At 63.1% G+C, this 2,317-nt stretch carries 1 protein-coding gene; it reads right to left on the reverse strand.

The window, feature by feature from the left end; genetic code table 11:
• On the reverse strand, positions 1-2,317 hold a 2,317-nt coding region (locus BZK31_RS28250; protein WP_244182764.1), incomplete at both ends, for a condensation domain-containing protein.

The following is a 2,317-nucleotide window of genomic DNA, read 5'->3' on the forward strand; positions in this document are numbered from 1 at the left end:
TGGCGCGGCGGTTGAGCCGGTCGTAGGTCAGTTGCTCCGTCCCAAGCGTCAGGGCAATGGCGTGTGGTGCCTTGGCCGCCTGAGCCTCGAAACGCTGATGCGCACATTGAGCGGTCGGCCAGACCTGAACAGCCTGCGTCCAGCCGGTCGGCAGCGACAGCTCACCCAGACAGGCAGACGGTTCGGCAGTGAAGCTTTGCAGCAGGTGATCAAAGTGCGCCGCCATCTGTGCAATGGCTTGCGCACTGAAATGCTGACGGTCGTAGCTGAAGCGCACCGACAGCACGTCTCCGGCCTCGACCACCAGGGTCAACGGGTAATGCGCCTGTTCCTGATTGCACAGGTCACTGAACGTCAGTCCGTCCGGCGCACGCTGCAGTGCTTCGGACATCGGGTAGTTTTCGAACACCACGATGCTGTCGAACAGCGCCTCGCCACCGGTCCGCGCCCAGCGCTGAATGTCATACAGCGGCGTGTGCTCATGCTCACGCAAAGCGAGGTTTTTCGCCTGTACCTGCTGCACCCAATCGGCAACGGATTGTTCCGGACGCGGGCTGGCGATCACCGGCAGCGTGTTGATGAACAGACCAAGCAGCTCTTCGACGTCGGGCAGGTCTGCCGGGCGGCCAGCCACCGTCGCACCGAAGGTCACGCTGGACTGGCCGGTGTAGCGTTGCAACACCAGCAGCCAGGCCGACTGCACCAGGGTGTTGAGGGTGACACGTTGTTCTCTGGCGAACTCGCTCAAACGTCGCGTGCCGTCGGCATCGATCAGTTGCACATAATCGGCATACCCCTGCCCGCCCGCCGACGACTTGAGCGATTGGGCCAGCCGGGTCGGCTCGTCCAGTTCGGCCAGTTGCCCGCTCCAGAAGCGCTCGCTGAGGTCGACATCCTGCGTGCCCAGCCATTCGATGTAATCGCGATAGCGCCCGGCCTGTTTCGGCAGCGCCTGGCCGCTGTAACGTTGCAGCACCTCACCCAGCAGGCGCGAGCTGCTCCAGCCATCCATGAGGATGTGGTGACTGGTGAAGATCAGGTGATAGCGGTCCTCGCCCGTCTGCAGCAGTGCCACACGCAGCAACGGCGCGTGCGCCAGTTCGAAGCCCTGTCGACGATCCGCCAAGGCCCAGTCATCCAGCCAGCCTTGCGGCTGGTTGCGTGCGTCGAGTACCACGAAAGGCAGGTTCGCCTGACGCTGCACCACTTGCAGCGACTGTTCCGCATGGCTGATGAAGCCGCTGCGCAGCACCTCATGGCCGTCCACCGCCGCCTGCCACGCCGCCCGGAAGCGCGGTACATCCAACCCGCTCACCGTCACGCGAAGCTGATTGATGTAGTTGCCCGCATCCTGCTCAAACAGGGTGTGAAACAGCATGCCCTGCTGCATCGGCGCCAGCGGGTAAATGTCCTGGATGTTACCCGCCGGAACCGGCAGGCGGTCGAGCTGCGACTGACTCAGGCGCGCCAGCGGGAAATCCGACGGCGTCACGCCTTGAGGCCCGGTCACGCAATGCTCGATCAGCGTGATCAAGGCCTGCTCATAACGACGTGCCAAGGCATCGATGGTCGACGGCTGGTATTGCTCGCGACTGAAGGTCCAGTTCATCTGCAATTGGCCGTCGAATACCTGACCGGTGAGGCTCAGACTGTTGGCCAGCGGCCCGTCCTCATGCAAGGCGACACCGGCGCTATCTGCGCAGGGCAGCCACAAAGCTCCCTCGCTGTCGAAGCTGCCGTCGAACTGGCCCAGGTAATTGAACGTGATCTGCGCCTCGGGCAACGCGGCGATCGGGTGAGCGAAAGAAGGTTCGCTCAGATAGCGCAGCACGCCATAACCGATGCCTTTGTTCGGCACCGCACGCAGTTGCTCCTTAATTGCGCACAGGCTGGCAGCCAATGCTCGCTGCGGCGTGAGCCGAACCGGAAACAGGCTGCTGAACCAGCCGACCGTGCGGCTCAGGTCCAGACCGTCGAACAGGTCTTCGCGGCCATGGCCCTCCAGCTGGATCAGCACCGAAGGCTGTCGGCTCCATTCGCAAAGCACCTGCGCCAGCGCAGTCAACAGCAGGTCATTGACCTGAGTCCGGTAAGCCGCCGGCGCGACTTTCAGCAGTTGCCGGGTCAGATCCCTGCTCAGCCAGGACGAAGCATGTGCCGCGTCACGGTTGCGTTGCGTACCGCCCGGATTGTCGCGTGGCAGCGACTGATCTGCGCCTTTCAAGGCATCCAGCCAGTACTCGCGTTCGGCCAGCAGAACGTCACGTCTGGCGTAAGCCTGCACGTGTTCGGCCCAGGTTTTCAGGGAACTGGTTTT

The sequence above is a fragment of the Pseudomonas floridensis genome (assembly GCF_002087235.1).
GTDB lineage: Bacteria > Pseudomonadota > Gammaproteobacteria > Pseudomonadales > Pseudomonadaceae > Aquipseudomonas > Aquipseudomonas floridensis.